Origin of the sequence: Roseovarius albus, from assembly GCF_900172335.1 — a bacterium.
Lineage (GTDB): Bacteria > Pseudomonadota > Alphaproteobacteria > Rhodobacterales > Rhodobacteraceae > Roseovarius > Roseovarius albus.
On sequence record NZ_FWFX01000005.1, the window covers coordinates 150,555 to 165,879 of the forward strand.

Here is a 15,325-nt window from a genome sequence, read left to right on the forward strand (position 1 = left end):
TTATCTGTCGGTTCGAGGGCGCCAGAGAGCCATGGCATTACGGGCGGCGGTGGCGAGCATCAGGATGTCCGCCCCGACGGCCAGAAGATTAGCGCCCCACTCTGCGTATTCCTGTGCGTCCTTGTCGTTCATCGAGATGATGCCAGCCGCTTTTCCGGTTGCAGATATGCGTTCCAACGCATCTTTGATAGCGTCGCGCACCTCGGGTTGGGACGTGTCGCCATGATAACCCATATCAACGGCGAGATCTGAAGGGCCGATGAAGATACCGTCGATGCCTTCGGTGGCCAGAATATCATCCAAAACAGTCAAACCTGCGCGGGATTCGACCTGAACAATCAGGCAAATTTCGGCATCGGCGGTTTTGATGTAATTGTCATGCGTGTTGAACATCGATGCCCGCGCAATGGCCGCGCCAGATCCTCGGATACCATTTGGCGGATAGCGTGTGGCACGGACAAGGTCGCGGGCCTGATCGGCGGATTCGACCATTGGGATCAGTAGCGACTGCGCGCCGATGTCCAAAACCTGCTTGATCAGCCAGTCTTCGCCCATCGGCAGGCGCACCACGGCATTTGCGCGCTTGCCTTCCAACACCTGAAGCTGCCGCATGATGGTGCGCAGGTCATTTGGCGAATGTTCAACGTCTATCAGGATCCAATCGAAGTCGGCGGTTGAGAGTACTTCCGTCGCGTAAGGGTCAGCGAGGCTGGCCCAACAGCCAATTTGAGTTTCGCCGCGTTTCAGGGCGGCTTTGAGTGTGTTGGTCGGGGCGGGCATTGCGATTCCGATCTATCGAGTTAGTGAAGACTGCCTGGCATTAGGTTTGTGAGCGGCGCGGTGGAACCAATGGGCCGAAGACAGACCAACCGGTTGCGCGGACCAATTCCTCGAAAGCCTCAATCGCCAATCGGGAGTTGCCGTTGCGGTCCAGCCCCGGGCACCACGCCGCAACAGAGGCCACGCCGGGGATGATGCCCAGAACCCCGCCACCTACACCGCTTTTGGCGGGGATTCCGATGCGGAAGGCAAATTCGCCCGAGGCATCGTAGAGACCACAGGTCATCATCAGGGAATTCAAGCGCCGGGCACGTTCGGGGGTGACAGTTGAGTCTTCGCCACCCGCAGGCTGGCCAGCAGCGCACAGGTACCGTCCGGCGGTGGCCAGTTGGCGGCAGCTCATGGCGATGGCGCATTGCTGGAAATAGACCTCGAGCACCCTGTCGACCGGTTCGCGCAGGTTGCCCTCGGCCTTCATGAAGTTGGCCAGCGCGCGGTTGCGGTCGCCTGTCAGAGTTTCCGAGGCGGCGACTTTGTCGTCGACATAGACGGTTTCATCGTTGGACAGGCGGCGGCACAGGCCAAGGACGTCTTCGAGGGCTTCATCGGGTTGCCGTCCTTCAAGCAGCACGTCCGAGACAACTATTGCACCGGGGTTTATGAAGGGATTGCGGGGAATGCCCCGTTCATTTTCGAGTTGGATGATAGAGTTGAAGGCCGTGCCAGAAGGTTCACGCCCGACCCGTTGCCAGAGCGTGGCGCCGACTCGTTTGAGGGCGAGGGTCAGAGCAAAGAGTTTAGAAATACTCTGGATCGAAAACGGGATATCAGCGTCGCCTGCGGTGACCACTTCACCCTCAATAGGCGCGATGGCAATGCCGAACTTGTTCAAATCTACATGCGCCAGTTCCGGGATATAGTTGGCGACTTTGCCGCGGTCGGATTCGCTTTCCATCCGGCTGACGATGTCATTTGCAATGGCTTGAAGATCCATGAGGGTTACTTCCAGACCGAATGATCGATGCCGTCGCCGAATTCAGGGAAATCCTTGGCGGCGAATTTTGGCTTTTGTCCGGCGCGGCGTTGATCAAAGTAGTCCTTGGTCAGCTTGATCACGGTTTTTGACAATAGCAGCACGGCAATGAGGGTGCCAACGCGCGAGGCGTGGCTGACAGTCAGGGCCCGAAACGGGGAAATACCCCGTTCAACCGTGGTACGGCCCGAGGTGATGACGCGGATCATTTCGCCGATATGCAGGAATTGAATAGCCCCCAGCCTGAGCGTGAAAAAGGCCCCTGCCCCCAACAATCCGTAAATCAGGACGTAGTTCCACAGAATGCCGTTCAGGCCGTCAATCAAGCTGGTCATAACATCCCTCGTTCTTATGAATTCAAGAAAGCATAAGCCCGTTGATATTGCGACATCAATTTTGTCCGGAAAAAGCTTGGGGGTTAATGCCTTGAGAAAAATTGCCGATGTTCGACCCGGTTGCTCTGATGATTGAGGACCTTCAAATTTTGGTTGATGCAAATTTTGGAAAATAGGCGTGGTGTGTTAGGATGTGCCTACTTTTAAGTGTGATATTTTATAAATTTCTACTTCAAGATATGTTGTCCAGGAGATTTCTATGCCTAAATTTTTCTATACTTTGAAACGAGGCCACATTGGCAGTGACGTGCTGCGACTGCAAAAATTCCTCATAAGCCAAGGCATACACTTGCAGTTCGGTGCAGACGGGGACTTTGGGCCTGCAACTCACGCAGCGGTGGAGCAATTCCAGCAACGCGAAGGGTTGCTTGTGGACGGCTTGTTTGGACACAACAGTGCGATTGCGGCGGTTGCCTGGGGATACGAAAATACCAGTTTCGAAGAGCCCATTCCACGCACGTCAGCCGAAATTCAGGAGGCCTTGAGATTTCCGAGCAAGCCGACAAACTTACCTCGCCCTACTCAGCAAGTTTCAGATCAATTGTTTGGTGAATTCCAATACGAATATGCGCCATCCAACGGCAACCCACAAAGAATTAGGATTTTAAATAACTGGGTGGCGGACAACATTGGAAGGTTTCAGATACCACAACTTTTGGGAATGGTTGACCGGCAAAGCTCATCGCCGCGCCTTATGGTCAACGGTGAAATTCGGTGTCACCGTCTTGCTGCGCCAAGAATTCTTGCTTTGTTTTCAGCATGGGAAACGGCGGGTTTGGTAAACCGAGTATTGTACTATGTGGGCTGCTTTAATCCACGACTGAAACGAGGCACAATTAATCCGGTGCGAGCCAACCTTTCAAACCATTCATGGGGTTCGGCATTCGATATCAATTCGCAGGAAAATTGGATTGGCCGACCGGACGCCATTATCGGTGCACGTGGTTGTTTGCGGGAGTTGGTCCGGATTGCAAATGAGGAAGGATTTTACTGGGGCGGCCATTTTGGCAACAAAGATGGGATGCACTTTGAAATCGCGGAGCTTTGACAAGCAGTTTTGGTGTCCGACCTATTCAGAAAACCCACTTTCTTTAATTTTTTACTTTATTGGAGAACAATATGTTCGACCCCCACACATTGAATGACATTTCCTCTGGCTCAAACATCAATGACATTGGGCAAACGCAGTTGAAAAACTTGCAGCGTTCTTTGTCATGGATGACATACCCGATCTCAAAGGTTGATGGTTTGATTGGACCAAATACAAGAAGCGCCTTTGCAGAATATAAGGTCGATATTGGTGAATCTGATGTTTCGACCGTAACAACGGGTGCCAAGGACCTTGCCATTCACAATATAGAGAAAACGCAGAATATTTTAAATTCGGATGTTTCTTCTGAAGAAAAAACAAAGTCAGCCATTGCTGCAGTGTGTGAGAACCTTGGCATAGGTCTGAAAACGCAAATTGCCTATGTTCTTGCGACTACGAAATGGGAAACAAACCATACATTTGAACCCGTTCGAGAAGCCTATTGGAAGAGCGAGGCCTGGCGAAGAAATAACTTTCGTTACTATCCTTATTATGGACGTGGGTATGTCCAGCTTACTTGGCGAAGCAATTATCAAAAATATTATCATATCATGAGGGAGCCATTGGTTGGCGATCCTGATCTGGCCATGGATCCAAAAATTGCACTGATGGTGTTGGTTCACGGGTTCAAGATGGGGGGGTTTACAGGGCGAAAGATCACCGATTACATCAACGAGTCGCGCACGGATTACAAAAATGCACGGCGATGCATAAACGGACTAAATAAATGGAGAGAAATCAAAGAGATCGCCGAAGGTTTCGAGGCCGAACTCTAGGCCTGAGGGCCATCAATGACTAACGTAGCTTTGGCAATCCGTCGGTGAAGAGATCAGCAGATTTTTCGCCTAGTGCCAGACCGGCGAAATCGAAGAGCTTAGGATCAAGCAGATGCGAGGGCCGCGCGTTCATCAGCGAGCGGAACATGACCTGACGACGGCCAGGGCGGTTGGCCTCCCATCCATCAAGGATCTGTTTGACCTGCTGGCGTTGCAGACCGTCTTGTGACCCACAAAGGTCGCAGGGGATGATTGGGTAGTTCATGCCGGTGGCGAATTTTTCGCAGTCTGCTTCGGCGACGAAGGACAGGGGCCGATAAACAAACAGGTCGCCCTCTTCATTCACCAGTTTTGGCGGCATAGTGGCCAAACGCCCGCCGTGGAAGAGGTTCATGAAGAACGTCTCTAAAATGTCATCGCGGTGGTGACCAAGAACCACGGCAGAGCAACCTTCCTCGCGGGCGATGCGGTAGAGATTGCCGCGTCTGAGACGGGAGCAGAGGGCGCAGAAGGTGCGCCCCTCAGGGACTTTGTCCATCACGACCGAATAGGTATCTTGATATTCGATCCGGTGCGGGACGCCCATTTTTTCCAGAAATTCAGGTAGTACGGTGGCCGGGAAGCCGGGCTGACCCTGATCAAGGTTGCAGGCGAGAATATCAACCGGGAGAAGCCCGCGCCATTGTAATTCATGCAGAACGGCCAAAAGCGTGTAACTGTCCTTGCCGCCCGACAGGCAGACCAGCCAGCGCGCGCCCTTTTCGATCATGCCATATTGATCAATCGCCTCCCGCGTCTGGCGCACGATCCGTTTGCGCAGCTTGCGGAATTCGGTTGTCTTGGGCGCACCAGCAAAGAGCGCATGAATATCGTCGGCATCATCCAGCATGGGCTGCCTTTAGACACTAATGACCTTACAAACAAGGGTTTTGATTGCGAGAGCTAGAAGACAATATTCAGCATTACCATCGAGACAATCAGGAACAAAACTGTCATGATCCCGCCGGAGCGGACGAAATCGGTCACCTTATACCCCGCTGGACCCATGATTAGGGCGTTGACCTGGTGGGTGGGGATGATGAAGGAGTTCGAGGTCGAGATCGCCACGGTGAGCGCAAAGACCGCCGGATTGCCGCCCGCCGCCACAGCGATGGAGACGGCAAGCGGCACCAAAAGCACCGTTGCGCCAACATTGGACATCACCAGTGAGAAGGCCGTGGCCAGAATGGCAACGCCGCCTTGTAGCGCCCAGATGGGCCAACCGTCCAGCAAGGTGAGAATTTGCTGCGCGATCCATTCCGCAGTGCCGGTGTTTTGCACCGCCTGCCCCAAGGGTATCAGGCTGGCCAAGAGGAACACGGTGTTCCAACCGACGGCGCGATACGCCTCGTCGATGGTCATGACCTTGCTGAGCAGCATGCCGACCGCGCCGGTGAGCAGGCAAAGTGACAGGCGCACATCTGTGAAGAGGATCATCGTTAGAGACACGAGGAAGAAGAACAGGGCAGCGCCAACCTTTTGCGGGCGCAACTCCTCTTGCGGGAAGTCAGAGGTGACAACGACAAAGTCGCGGTCGCGTTTGATGCGTACCAGATTTTCCCAGCGGCTGTGGGCGACAAGCATGTCCCCGGCTTGGAATGGCACCAGGCCAATGGCCGTGGGGTGGTGTTCGCCGTATTCCACGTGACTGAGGGTTTCCTCGCCGCGGTGAATGGCCAAAAGGCTGAGCCCGTAGGTTTTTCTCAGTAACAGGTCGCGGGGAGATTGCCCGATGAGCTTGGAATCCGGGGGAATGACTACCTCGGCGATGCCGGCGTTTGTGGGGGCGAATTCCTCGGCAAAGACATCCAACGCGGGGCGGATGGTGAGGCCGTATTTTTTAGCGAAAGCCTCGACAATCACGCCTTTTCCGATAATCGCCAGACGACAGGGGGCAGCGATTTCGGCAGTAAGGATCTGCACCATCGAGACCTTACCCTTGTAGTAGGTTGAAATGATGTAGAGGTTATTTTCGAGGTTTATGTCAGCCAGGATCTGCCCAACCAGTGGGCTGTTGGCAGGGACATCTACCTCATATACGTCAGCCTTCAGGCCGTACACGCGTTGTAGATAATCCGAAGTACCTTGGCCGGAAGACGCATCAACTTTGTCAACGTCGCCGGGCAAGACAAATTTACCCAAAACCATAAAATAGATGATGCCAGTTAGCACCAAGGCAAAGCCGATCGGGGTAACGGAAAACAGACCAAACTCGGCCATTTTCGCGTCGGCAGGCAGAGTTTCATTGGCCGAACGAATGAGGTCGTTGAGCAAGATCAGAGGGGATGAACCCACCATTGTCATCGTGCCGCCGAGAATGGCGCAAAAGCCCATGGGCATGAGGAGGCGTGAGAGGGGGATGCCGCTGCGGGCGGAAATGCGGCTGACGACGGGAAGGAAGAGGGCTGCGGCGCCGACATTTTGCAAGAAGCTGGAAATGAACCCAACTGTACCCGAGACAATGGGCACGACGCGTGCTTCTGTTGTGCCGCCTCGTTTGAGGATGACGGCCGCGACCTTGTTCATGATGCCGGTTTTATCAAGGCCCGCACCGACGATCATGACCGCAATGATGGATATAACCGCGTTCGAGGCGAAACCGTCAAACAGATGATTGACGTCCGCCAGATTTTCGAGACCCGGCATGTAACTAAGGATACCGACGATGACCAAGATCAGGATGGCGGCGAGATCGACCCTGATGATCTCGGACACGAACAAAAACACAGTAAAGGCCAGGGTCGCCATGACCACGGCCATCTCAGTCGTAAACGCGATATGTTCCAAATTTGCCCTCGATTTTCCCCTCACTGTGCCGGGAAATTAACCAAGGGTCAAATTGTGGGGTTCAGGAGGGCGGGTTTTCTGCAAAGGCACGCATGATCGCCTTGGCATTGTCCGAGCTCCAGTCGGCATCGCCCAACATCCGCGCAACTTCATTTCCATCGCGGTCGATGATGATTGATACCGGCAGACCGAAGATTTTCACCGAACGGGCAAGGTCTTGTTTTGGGTCGCGGTGCTGGGGCAGGTTGTCGACGCCAATGTCTGTGAAAAACTTGGCGATCATCGGGGGCGGCGTGGCAACCGGGCCGGTGGCGACGGTGACAACTTCGATGCCTTCTTCACTGAGCGCTGCCTGCAGCTCGGACAGGCTGGGCATTTCTTTGCGGCAGGGCGCGCACCATGTGGCCCAGAGGTTCAGGACCACGACCTTACCTTTGTAGTCGGCCAAGGAGCCTTCGGACCCGTCTTCGTTGACGTAGAGCGCGGAGGAGGCCGGGCGCGGTTCCTCATAGACGATCAGCTTTTTCATATCGCCTTCGCGCAGGGCGGTGATTTCAGCGGGGTCAGCGGCGAAGGCAGTATTTGCACCCAGCGCCAGTGCCATATAAAGGACGATTGAACGAAATTTCCGCATTTTCCCTCCGAAGGGCAAGACATGACAAACGATACCTCGAACCAGATGTGGGGCGGCCGCTTTGCCGCTGGACCGGACGCAATCATGGAGGCGATCAATGCCTCGATCGGGTTCGATCAGCGAATGGCAGCACAGGACATTGCCGGCTCTCGGGCCCATGCCGCCATGTTGGCCGCCACAGGCATTGTAAGTGATAAGGATGCCGAGGCGATGAGGGAAGGCCTGCTCACGGTCTTGTCAGAAATTGAGGGCGGAACTTTTGTCTTTTCCACCACGTTGGAAGACATCCACATGAATGTTGAGGCGCGGCTGAAAGACATCATTGGCGAGCCTGCCGGGCGTTTGCACACCGGACGGTCGCGCAATGACCAAGTGGCGACAGATTTCAAACTGTGGGTGCGGGACCAGTTTGATGCGTTTGAATCTGGGCTGTTGGCCCTGATCAAGGCGCTGTTGGCGCAGGCCGAGGTGGGAGCTGATTGGGTGATGCCGGGCTTTACCCACTTACAGACCGCGCAGCCAGTGACATGGGGCCACCACATGATGGCCTATGTTGAAATGTTTGGGCGTGACCTGTCGCGGACGCGGGATGCGCGCAAACGGATGAATGAATGCCCACTGGGCGCGGCGGCGTTGGCTGGGACATCCTTTCCGATTGATCGGGACATGACGGCGAAGGTGCTGGGCTTTGATCGGCCATCAGCCAATTCGCTGGATGCGGTCAGTGACCGGGATTTTGCGCTGGAGTTTCTGAGCACGGCCAGCATCTGTGCGATGCACCTGTCACGTATGGCAGAAGAGCTGGTGATCTGGTCCTCGGCCCAGTTCCGGTTTGTGGTGTTGTCTGATCGGTTCTCAACTGGCTCATCGATCATGCCGCAGAAAAAGAACCCGGATGCGGCGGAACTGATCCGCGCCAAAATTGGTCGGATATTCGGGGCGAATGTCGCCCTGATGACGGTGATGAAGGGGCTGCCGCTGGCCTATTCCAAGGACATGCAGGAAGACAAAGAGCAGGTCTTTGATGCGGCTGATAACCTGATGCTGGCATTGGCTGCGATGGAAGGCATGGTCAAAGATATGTCGGCCAACCGTCCATCATTGGAAGCGGCAGCAGGATCAGGCTTTTCAACTGCAACGGATCTGGCCGATTGGCTGGTACGGGTGTTGGGCATGCCGTTCCGGGATGCGCATCATGTGACCGGCACGCTGGTGGCCATGGCCGAGCAGAACGAATGCGATCTGCCGGATCTGACGCTGGAGCAGATGCAATCCGTGCATTCTGACATCACTTCTGATATCTACGAGGTGCTGGGGGTCCATAATTCGGTCGCCTCGCGTGTGAGTTACGGCGGCACCGCGCCAAGCCAGGTTCTGGCGCAGGTCGCCCGGTGGAAGGAGATGTTGGAATGAGAATTGCTGCTTTGATCGTTGCGCTGGGCCTGTTGGCAGGATGCGGGGCGGATGGCGAGCCGTTCTATGCCCCTTCTGCGACGACAGTGATTGGCGTTGGCTCGAACGGGGTGCATGCCAATGTGGGTGTGAGCACACAGGTCGGGCCAGTGACTGTGGGTGTCGGCATCTAAGTCTTATTGCGCCAACTTTGATTGCATTGTGCGCGCGCTTTGATATGAGGCGTGTTGGAACACACTCAGGGGCGGCGCCATGGACCATTTTCTATATCGTGACGGTGAGCTTTACGCAGAAGACGTGAGCATTGCTGATATTGCGGCCGAGGTGGGCACGCCTTTCTATTGCTATTCAACCGCGACGCTGGAGCGGCATTTTCGCCTGTTTGATGAGGCATTGGATGGCACCCCGCATATGGTCTGCTATGCGATGAAAGCGGCCAGCAATCAGGCGATCCTGAAAACCTTGGCAAATCTGGGTGCCGGGATGGATGTGGTTTCGGGTGGCGAATATGCCCGTGCCCGTGCCGCAGGTGTACCCGGAGAGAAGATTGTGTTTTCTGGCGTTGGCAAAACGCGGGATGAGATGCGTCTGGCATTGGAAGGCGGCATTCGACAGTTCAATGTTGAGAGCGAGCCGGAAATGGAAGAGCTGAGCGCGGTGGCGCAGGAGCTGGGTGTGGTGGCCCCGATCACTGTGCGGGTGAACCCGGACGTGGATGCCAAAACCCATGCCAAAATTGCCACCGGCAAGTCGGAAAACAAGTTCGGCATTCCAATCTCGCGCGCGAAAGAGGTTTATGCCCATGCGGCCACCCTGCCCGGACTAAAGGTGGTTGGCATCGATGTGCACATCGGCAGCCAGCTGACCGATCTGGAGCCGTTCCGTCTGGCCTATCGCAAGGTGGCAGACTTGACCGAGGCGTTGCGGGCTGAAGGGCATGATATTATCCGTCTGGATCTGGGCGGTGGTTTGGGCATTCCTTACACGCGTTCGAATGACGCGCCGCCGCTGCCCGTGGAATACGGTCAGATGATCAAGGAAGAGTTGGGTCATTTGGGTTGCGAGATCGAGATTGAGCCGGGTCGTTTGGTGGCGGGAAATGCCGGTATTCTGGTGAGCAAGGTGATTTATGTGAAATCCGGTGAAGGCCGTGATTTCCTGATCCTCGATGGGGCAATGAATGACCTGATTCGCCCGGCCATGTATGAGGCGCATCACGATATTGTTGCGGTGGATGAACCCGAAGCCGGGATCGAACAGCAACCCTATGACATTGTTGGCCCGGTCTGTGAAAGCGGCGATACTTTTGCCAAGGAACGCATGATGCCACCGCTGAAAGCCGGTGATTTGGTGGCGTTTCGCAGTGCCGGGGCGTATGGCGCGGTGATGGCGAGTGAGTACAACACACGGCCCTTGGTGCCCGAAGTGCTGGTTCATGAGCATCAATTTGCCGTCATTCGGGCACGTCCGACCTTTGACGAAATGATAAATCGCGATACCATCCCCGAGTGGCTGTAACGCGATAGGCGTGTTCGGCCTCTGATCGGAAGGGATTATGCCGGACAGATCACCCTTGTTATCTGAGATAACAGCCCGGATTCGCGGGCCTTTTCTGCTGACCTGGGCCGGGATGATTGCCGAGCGACTGACGCAGGCGTTTTGGCCGTTGTGGACGGTTCTTGCGGGTGCGGCAGCCTTTGTTTTCTTTGGGCTTCATGATGATTTGCCGCTTGGCTCAGCATGGATTGTACTGGCGGCACTTGCGCTGGCTTTGCTGGTTTTCGCTGTCCAGGGCGTGCGTGCGTTCCAATGGCCGAACAAAGCGGCGGCCCTTGCGCGGTTGGATGACACCTTGCCGGGTCGGCCCTTGGCGGCACTTTCTGATACGCAGAGGATTGGGGCTGGGGATGCCGGGTCTGAATCTCTCTGGCAAGCGCATCAACGCCGGATGGCGGCGCAGGCGGAAATGGCCAAGGCGGTGGAGCCGGATCTGCAACTGTCGCAACGCGATCCTTATGGTTTGCGTTATATCGCGTTATTGGCGCTGGTTTGTTCATTGATGTTTGGGTCGCTCTGGCGGGTGCAATCCTTGTCGGAACTTGCGCTGGGACCCAGCGGTTTGGCCGCTGGTGAGCCAACTTGGGAAGGTTGGATAGAGCCGCCAGAATATACCGGATTGCCGAGCCTCTACCTTGCGGATCAGGCTGCGAAAATCCGGATCCCGGCGGGGTCAAGGATCACGCTCAGGCTGTATGGTGAGGTGGGTGCGCTGAGCGTGTCAGAAACGGTTTCGGGCGCTCAAGCGGGGACGTCTACCGACTCGGAGCAAGCCTATGAGGCTGTGAATAACGGGAAACTGCAGATTGACGGCCCGGGTGGCCAGATCTGGGTGTTGGAGGTGATCCCGGATTTACCGCCCTTTGTGGAGGCTGTTTCAGACGAGATGCAGACCACATTTGAGGGTCTGATGACCCTGCCATTCAAAGCAATTGATGATTATGGCATTGCAAAGGGCCGGGCGATCATAACGCTGGATTTGCCGCGAATTGATCGGGCTTATGGCCTAGAGGCTGAACCGGAGGCGCGCGAAGATGTTATTCTGGATCTGCCGATGCCAATCACTGGCGGACGTGAGAATTTTTCCGAAAATCTGGTTGAAAACCTGTCTGAGCATCCGTGGGCCCATTTGCCAGTACGGATCACTCTAGAGGTGACAGACGGGGCCGGACAGGTGGGTGAAAGTGATGTTTTTCTGACGCCGATGCCTGCGCGACGGTTTTTTGATCCGCTGGCCTCGGCTATGATTGAACAACGGCGCGACCTGCTGTGGTCACCCGAGAATGCCAAGACCATTTCACAGTTGATGCGTGCGGTATCGTATCGGCCCAATGATAGCCTGTTTCGGTCAACCGGGTCCTACCTGATCCAGCGCATGATCCTGCGGCGACTGGAGGCGTTGATGCAGGCGGATGCGTTGACTCCTGAGACGCGTGATGAACTGTCCGATGCATTCTGGGATCTTGCACTGCTGCTGGAGGATGGTGACATCGGCAATGCGCTGGAGCGAATGCGAGAGGCGCAGGAGCGGCTATCAGAGGCAATCAAGAACGGCGCCAGCCCGGAGGAGATTGCCCGGTTGATGCAGGAATTGCGCGAGGCGACGAATGACTATCTGCGGCAAAAGTCGCAACAGGCCCAGCGCGAAGGCGGGGGTGATCAGCAGTTGAGCGAAAACATGATGCGGATGACCCAGCAGGATCTGCAGGAAATGATGGACCGCATTCAGGAGCTGATGGAGCAGGGTCGATTTGCTGAGGCACAGCAAGCCTTGGACGAGTTTCAGCAGATGATGGAAAACATGCGTGTCACCGAAGGACAGGGCGGTGAGGGAGATACCCCGGGTGAGCAGGCAATGGAAGGATTGGCAGAAACGTTGAAAGAACAGCAGGGTCTGTCCGACCAAGCGTTTCGTGACTTACAGGAACAATTCAATTCAGGGGCGCAATCCGGACAGTCGCAAGGCAATCAAGGCTTTGATGGTGGCCTAGGTCAGGGGCAAAGCCATAATCAGCCGGGCCAAGGTCAGGGCGATGGCGGCGGCGATCAGAATGGCGAAGGGGCACAAGCCGGAGGGCGCGGCGATGGCGGAGACAGTTCGCTTGCGGATCGGCAGCAGGCGCTGCGCGAAGAGTTGCAGCGGCAACGTGGAACATTGCCGGGCAGCGGAAGTGAAGCCGGGAGGGCTGCACGGGATTCATTGGAACGGGCCGAAAACGCGATGCGCGGGGCAGAGAATGCCCTGCGTGATGGGAACCTTGCGGAGGCCGTTGATGGTCAGGCGCAAGCCATGGAGGCCTTGCGTGAAGGCATGCGCAATCTTGCGGACTCTATGGATAATCAGGCGCAGGGAGGTCAAGGGCAGGCCAGTGGTCGGAAAGGCAATCAGGGCCGGGATCCTCTTGGTCGTGCATCCAACGGAGGCGGTGAGCTTGGCGATGGAGGCGAGTTCTTTAATGATGATGCCTATGGCCGGGCGAGAGAGTTGGTGGATGAAATTCGTCGCAAGTCGGGTGAAGGGGCACGGCCAGAGGCAGAGCGGGAATACTTTAAGCGTTTGCTTGACCGTTTCTGATCAGCCTTGATTTGCGACTAACGTGATGTGCTGCTGTGACAGCGCAACTTTGCTGAACACCGTGGCAATATATTCATCGTTCAGAAATAGTTCTTGCTGGGCTGGATCATCCTCATTCTGGGTGATCGAGAGCTTTGGTTCGGGTGTGTTCTCGGCGTCGTAAAGCACCATCAACCGGTCTTCATCAGGTTCGAAATCAAAGATGACGGTCTGCTGGTTATCATTGACCCATTCGGTCAGGGTGATCGTATCTGCACCCTCGCCACTGGTGATCGTGTCGTTGCCATCGGCAAGGATCAGATCGTCGCCCTGTCCACCATTCAGGTAGTCGCCGGTTTTTTCGGTTTCGGACGTCTCATCATTGTCCTGATCGCGCCCGTCGATCACGTCATCACCGTGGCCGCCAAACAAGCTGTCTTGCCCTTCGCCATCGGTCAGCGTGTCGTCACCGTAATATCCATGAAGGGCATCATCACCGGTGCCGCCTTCGATCCGATCGTCTCCGAAGCCGCCTTGCAGACTGTCATCTCCGCCGCCACCATCGAGTGTGTCATCACCGTGATGACCATAAAGGCTGTCGTCGCCCGCCTGTCCATGCATCACATCATCGCCGCCTTGCCCGCGCAACGTATCTTGCCCGTCGCCACCGTTGATTGTGTCGTTGCCGGCCATGCCAAAGAGCTGGTCATCACCCCCCTGCCCTTCGATCAGATCTGCGCCGCTGCGACCGCCGATTTGATCATTGTGCTCTGTGCCGGCGAGCATGTCTGCGTCAGGTGTGCCGGTGATGATTTCACCCGCGTCCCAACCGGAATCAAGGTTGCCAGTGTCGCCACTCTCCTTGGTCGGGATGTTCTTGTCGTTGCTATCGGCCTGTTCGGACGATGCATCATCGAGATTGGTAAGCAGGTTGTTTTCTGATGTGATTTCAGCGTCATTTTTTTGCGCGTCAGTCTTATCTGAATTATCTGACGCGCTATTGTTGTCACGTTCATCTTCGCCAAAGGACATGCCCAATGTCATCGCAGCCGCTGCTGTGAACATTCCAATCAAACCTGCAAGACCCAACATTCACCACACTCCAAACCCGACACAAGGGGAGCACAGAGTGAGGTTTCGCTCAAAGAAATAAGGCTTAACTGGTAAACGGGGCCTTGCGGAATTAGATCACTTTGAGTGCATTTGACGTTTGCGGTCGCGGGTGCGGCGGGTCGCCTCTTCGGATCCGTCGTGATAGGTGCCGAACCATCTGTCCCAGGGCATTTCACCGTTACCATAGTTGCATTCATAATAACGGTGATGCAGTTGGTGAAAAAAGGCTCCGATCAGTAATGCCTTGCGATCCTTGGCCCAGATTGCCTCGTATCCTGAATGAGACGAAGCTGCCCCGAGCATCAGCCAATAGCCCAGAAACAGCATGTGCACCGGGTGGCTAGGCAGGATCGCGACGATCAGGATGGCGCTAAGGTACATCGAGGATTCCACCGGGTGCATCGACATGCCAGACCATGGGCCGGTGTTGACGTTGCGATGGTGTACGGCGTGGACGTATTTGTAGACCGAAGGCTGATGCAGAGCGAGGTGTACGACATAGAAGTGAAAGCTTTGCCAGATCGCCAGCATGGGAAATAGCGCAATGAACCAGATCGGATGCGCCGAGAACTGCAAGGTGCCGATGGTGCTTGTGGCATAAAGCCAGCGTAGGCCGATCTCATAGAGCGACAGGATCGGCGCGCCAAAGGCCAGCGAATAGTACATGTTGTCCCAGGTCTGGTAGCCGAATTTGTACAGCGCGTTCTTGCGTTTGGAGTAGGGGCGCGGGTCGAATTTGAGCAGTTTGCCCTGCGCGTCGATGCCATAGAACCATAGGTGCAAGCCGCCTGCGACAATCAGCAACAAGATCCAGTTGCGGATAAACACCCATGACATCCAGCCAAAGGCGAATGTGGCCTGTTCCGGCCCGACGGGTTGCAGCCAGAAGGCGACAACAAAGGCCAAGGCCAGATAGATCGAGCGGTCGGAGACCTGCAGGTAGTTTTGCCAGACCCATCTGAGCAGGACCTTGGGTTTCGGTGGCCAATGCCAATATGGGGCGTATTTAACGGGCAAATCGGGGTGCCAATGCCATTCACGGCTCATTGGATCGGATTCAGCCGGTTGGTTGGTGGTGTCGGTGGGGTTTGTATCTGCGATTGTCAAAGTCCTGTCCTTTCCTGAAGTGGGGGTGGGTTCAGGACGGCACCGGC

The 15,325-nt window shown here is 55.6% G+C and carries 14 protein-coding genes; 6 read left to right on the forward strand and 8 right to left on the reverse strand.

Features of this window, described 5'->3' with window-relative positions; translation table 11 throughout:
• From ROA7450_RS09635 to ROA7450_RS09645, 3 genes are read right to left on the reverse strand one after another with little or no spacing between them, the layout of a single operon-like run.
• On the reverse strand, positions 1-780 hold the full coding sequence (locus tag ROA7450_RS09635) for an HpcH/HpaI aldolase family protein (RefSeq protein WP_085805497.1): 780 nt from the start codon (positions 778-780) through the stop codon (positions 1-3).
• Positions 781-820: 40 nt separating this feature from the next.
• Complete coding sequence (locus ROA7450_RS09640) at positions 821-1,774, reverse strand: glutaminase (protein ID WP_085805498.1); 954 nt, start codon at positions 1,772-1,774, stop codon at positions 821-823.
• Between the two features lie 5 nt (positions 1,775-1,779).
• On the reverse strand, positions 1,780-2,148 hold the full coding sequence (locus tag ROA7450_RS09645; RefSeq protein WP_085805499.1) for an alanine:cation symporter family protein: 369 nt from the start codon (positions 2,146-2,148) through the stop codon (positions 1,780-1,782).
• A gap of 259 nt (positions 2,149-2,407) precedes the next feature.
• Here ROA7450_RS09645 and ROA7450_RS09650 point away from each other — a divergent pair, with 259 nt between their 5' ends.
• Positions 2,408-3,256, forward strand: coding sequence for a M15 family metallopeptidase (locus ROA7450_RS09650; protein WP_085805500.1), 849 nt, complete (start codon positions 2,408-2,410; stop codon positions 3,254-3,256).
• 71 nt (positions 3,257-3,327) lie between these two features.
• Positions 3,328-4,074, forward strand: coding sequence for a hypothetical protein (locus ROA7450_RS09655; RefSeq protein ID WP_085805501.1), 747 nt, complete (start codon positions 3,328-3,330; stop codon positions 4,072-4,074).
• A gap of 19 nt (positions 4,075-4,093) precedes the next feature.
• Here the strand turns inward: ROA7450_RS09655 and ttcA are convergent, their stop codons facing one another.
• From ttcA to ROA7450_RS09670, 3 genes are all read right to left on the reverse strand, one after another.
• The gene (gene ttcA, locus ROA7450_RS09660) at positions 4,094-4,963 is read right to left on the reverse strand and encodes a tRNA 2-thiocytidine(32) synthetase TtcA (RefSeq protein ID WP_085805502.1); all 870 of its coding nucleotides are present in this window, start codon (positions 4,961-4,963) and stop codon (positions 4,094-4,096) included.
• 53 nt (positions 4,964-5,016) lie between these two features.
• Positions 5,017-6,873 carry an SLC13 family permease gene (locus tag ROA7450_RS09665; protein ID WP_085805503.1) on the reverse strand — a complete coding sequence of 619 codons (1,857 nt, stop codon included), beginning with the start codon at positions 6,871-6,873 and terminating at the stop codon, positions 5,017-5,019.
• An 88-nt stretch (positions 6,874-6,961) separates the two neighbouring features.
• The gene (locus ROA7450_RS09670; RefSeq protein WP_085805504.1) at positions 6,962-7,534 is read right to left on the reverse strand and encodes a TlpA disulfide reductase family protein; all 573 of its coding nucleotides are present in this window, start codon (positions 7,532-7,534) and stop codon (positions 6,962-6,964) included.
• A gap of 21 nt (positions 7,535-7,555) precedes the next feature.
• Here ROA7450_RS09670 and argH point away from each other — a divergent pair, with 21 nt between their 5' ends.
• From argH to ROA7450_RS09685, 4 genes are all read left to right on the forward strand, one after another.
• Positions 7,556-8,947 carry an argininosuccinate lyase gene (argH, locus tag ROA7450_RS09675; RefSeq protein ID WP_085805505.1) on the forward strand — a complete coding sequence of 464 codons (1,392 nt, stop codon included), beginning with the start codon at positions 7,556-7,558 and terminating at the stop codon, positions 8,945-8,947.
• On the forward strand, positions 8,944-9,120 hold the full coding sequence (locus ROA7450_RS21165) for a hypothetical protein (protein WP_200812945.1): 177 nt from the start codon (positions 8,944-8,946) through the stop codon (positions 9,118-9,120). The genes argH and ROA7450_RS21165 overlap by 4 nt, the downstream gene beginning before the upstream one ends.
• 79 nt (positions 9,121-9,199) lie before the next feature.
• Positions 9,200-10,465, forward strand: coding sequence for a diaminopimelate decarboxylase (gene lysA, locus ROA7450_RS09680; RefSeq protein WP_085805506.1), 1,266 nt, complete (start codon positions 9,200-9,202; stop codon positions 10,463-10,465).
• Between the two features lie 37 nt (positions 10,466-10,502).
• Positions 10,503-13,079: a TIGR02302 family protein gene (locus ROA7450_RS09685; protein ID WP_085805507.1), complete on the forward strand. Its 2,577-nt coding sequence runs from the start codon at positions 10,503-10,505 to the stop codon at positions 13,077-13,079.
• Here ROA7450_RS09685 and ROA7450_RS09690 read toward each other — a convergent pair whose 3' ends face one another.
• Both ROA7450_RS09690 and ROA7450_RS09695 read right to left on the reverse strand, forming a co-directional pair.
• Positions 13,080-14,150 carry a calcium-binding protein gene (locus ROA7450_RS09690; RefSeq protein ID WP_085805508.1) on the reverse strand — a complete coding sequence of 357 codons (1,071 nt, stop codon included), beginning with the start codon at positions 14,148-14,150 and terminating at the stop codon, positions 13,080-13,082.
• Between the two features lie 96 nt (positions 14,151-14,246).
• Entirely contained in the window at positions 14,247-15,278 is a 1,032-nt protein-coding gene (locus ROA7450_RS09695) for a sterol desaturase family protein (RefSeq protein ID WP_085805509.1), read from the reverse strand.
• Positions 15,279-15,325: the final 47 nt, after the last annotated feature.

Bases quoted from the DNA above. Each gene is read 5' to 3' on its own strand.
- ROA7450_RS09635 (WP_085805497.1), bottom strand. From the start codon at position 780: ATGCCCGCCCCGACCAACACACTCAAAGCCGCCCTGAAACGCGGCGAA.
- ROA7450_RS09640 (WP_085805498.1), bottom strand. From the start codon at position 1,774: ATGGATCTTCAAGCCATTGCAAATGACATCGTCAGCCGGATGGAAAGC.
- ROA7450_RS09645 (WP_085805499.1), bottom strand. From the start codon at position 2,148: ATGACCAGCTTGATTGACGGCCTGAACGGCATTCTGTGGAACTACGTC.
- ROA7450_RS09650 (WP_085805500.1), top strand. From the start codon at position 2,408: ATGCCTAAATTTTTCTATACTTTGAAACGAGGCCACATTGGCAGTGAC.
- ROA7450_RS09655 (WP_085805501.1), top strand. From the start codon at position 3,328: ATGTTCGACCCCCACACATTGAATGACATTTCCTCTGGCTCAAACATC.
- ttcA (WP_085805502.1), bottom strand. From the start codon at position 4,963: ATGCTGGATGATGCCGACGATATTCATGCGCTCTTTGCTGGTGCGCCC.
- ROA7450_RS09665 (WP_085805503.1), bottom strand. From the start codon at position 6,873: ATGGCCGTGGTCATGGCGACCCTGGCCTTTACTGTGTTTTTGTTCGTG.
- ROA7450_RS09670 (WP_085805504.1), bottom strand. From the start codon at position 7,534: ATGCGGAAATTTCGTTCAATCGTCCTTTATATGGCACTGGCGCTGGGT.
- argH (WP_085805505.1), top strand. From the start codon at position 7,556: ATGACAAACGATACCTCGAACCAGATGTGGGGCGGCCGCTTTGCCGCT.
- ROA7450_RS21165 (WP_200812945.1), top strand. From the start codon at position 8,944: ATGAGAATTGCTGCTTTGATCGTTGCGCTGGGCCTGTTGGCAGGATGC.
- lysA (WP_085805506.1), top strand. From the start codon at position 9,200: ATGGACCATTTTCTATATCGTGACGGTGAGCTTTACGCAGAAGACGTG.
- ROA7450_RS09685 (WP_085805507.1), top strand. From the start codon at position 10,503: ATGCCGGACAGATCACCCTTGTTATCTGAGATAACAGCCCGGATTCGC.
- ROA7450_RS09690 (WP_085805508.1), bottom strand. From the start codon at position 14,150: ATGTTGGGTCTTGCAGGTTTGATTGGAATGTTCACAGCAGCGGCTGCG.